1 protein-coding gene is annotated in these 1,387 nt (G+C 57.5%); it reads right to left on the reverse strand.

The genetic code is table 11. The features are described from left to right. A partial coding sequence (gene gbdR, locus AC1DH9_RS29210; RefSeq protein ID WP_477809342.1) for a choline metabolism transcriptional regulator GbdR occupies positions 1-963 on the reverse strand: 963 nt, incomplete at its 3' end. Between the last annotated feature and the right edge of the window lie 424 nt (positions 964-1,387).

Here is a 1,387-nt window from a genome sequence, read left to right on the forward strand (position 1 = left end):
GTCACGCGGTGGAATGCCGTAGTACTCGCGGTAGCACTTGGAGAAGTGTGGTGTGGACACGAAGCCACAGACCGAGGCCACTTCGATGATCGACATCGGCGTTTGCTTGAGCAACTGCCGGGCGCGGATCAGCCGTAGCTTAAGGTAGTAACGCGACGGCGAGCAGTGCAGGTATTTCTGGAACAGCCGCTCCAGCTGACGCCGCGACACGGAGACGTACACCGCCAGTTCGCCAAGGTCGATCGGCTCTTCAAGGTTTGCGTCCATCAGCGCAACGATTTCCTGCAACTTCGGCTGATTGGTGCCGAGCATGTGCTTGAGCGGCACGCGCTGGTGATCCTGCTCGTTGCGGATGCGCTCATAGACAAACATTTCCGAGATCGCCGCCGACAGCTCACGGCCGTGATCGCGGCTGATCAAATGCAGCATCATGTCCAATGGCGCGGTGCCACCGGAGCTGGTGAAACGGTTACGGTCCAGGGTGAACAGACGCGTGCTCATGACCACCCGCGGGAAAGCTTCCTGCATGGCCGCCAGACACTCCCAGTGCACGCTGCAATCGAAGCCGTCGAGCAAACCGGCACCGGCGAGGGCCCAACTGCCGGTGCACACCGCACCCAGGCGTTTGGACTGACGCGCCTGACTCTGTAGCCATGACACGTGTGCGCGGGTCACCGTCTGCTGAATGCCTATACCACCACAGACGATCACAGTGTCGAGAGTCGGTGCTTTGTGCATAGCGGCGTCAGGGGTGATCTGCAAGCCGTCGCTGGCCCAGACCTGACCGCCGTCGGCGGTGAGGGTCGTCCAGCGATACAGCTCGCGACCGGACAATTGGTTGGCCATACGCAGGGGTTCGACGGCGGAGGCCAGAGAAATCAGCGTGAAATTGTCCAGCAGTAAAAAACCGATGGACTGAGGCGCATGGTTCTGGGATTTAGCTCCGGAGTTGAACGTCGTCATCGCGGTATCTCCTAACGCAAAGCAGGTGAATGGCCTCAGGCGGAGGCTCTTTTTATTGCCCATCCAAAGCAGGGTGGGCTATTTGTAATTACCTGCAAAAGTCACGCCCAAGTTAACTGGACCTTTCCATGCATTCAAAAAACGACACCACGATGTCTCTATTTGGAGGGTCGCAAGGGCTTGGGTTAAAAGTGGAAAAACCTGAATCAGTGCCTCTGCTTATAGGCGGTGGGCATTACGGTAGCAGTTGTGGGAAAGGACTCCTGGGAACAACAACGTGTTTGTCACCGACACGCAGCGGTCGGTTTTCGAACAATGCATCCGCCCATTTCTGATCCAGCACGAACCGAGCAAAAAGCGCTTGCTTATCCCCCCAATGGACTGGCGAGCAAAAATGCTTTGAATGCGACCATCACCCCTACAG

Source organism: Pseudomonas sp. 05T35 (genome assembly GCF_056396605.1).